The sequence below is a fragment of the Acinetobacter sp. KAM396 genome, from assembly GCF_021602765.1.
Classification (GTDB): Bacteria; Pseudomonadota; Gammaproteobacteria; order Pseudomonadales; family Moraxellaceae; genus Acinetobacter; species Acinetobacter towneri_A.
Genome location: NZ_BPPH01000123.1, coordinates 1 through 301, shown reverse-complemented (window position 1 = coordinate 301; position 301 = coordinate 1). Strand labels below are relative to the sequence as shown.

Annotated in this window: 1 pseudogene; it reads right to left on the bottom strand. The window is 40.2% G+C overall.

Annotated elements, in window-relative coordinates:
• A pseudogene (locus L6C30_RS14810) lies at window positions 1-276 on the bottom strand (IS66 family transposase); the annotation flags it as partial.
• Window positions 277-301: the final 25 nt, after the last annotated feature.

The following is a 301-nucleotide window of genomic DNA, read 5'->3' as shown; positions in this document are numbered from 1 at the left end:
AAACAGCGCCAGTTCATGCTCGTATTTTTGATTGAGAATAGAAAGATGCTGAACTTTAGAATCTAATTGCTGATTGGTGACTTCAAGATGTTGAACTTTGGCATCTAATTGTTGATTTGATACTTCCAGATGTTGAACTTTAGAATCTAATTGCTGGTTTGATTTTTCTAATTCTTGATTTGATTGTGCCAGAGACTGATGCTGCATCGCCAACTGCCGGGTAAATTCCAGCAGTTGTTCATGGGTCAGTTGGCTTAAGTCAGGCAGCGTATTCATGACCGCAGTATGCCTGAGGTCATGA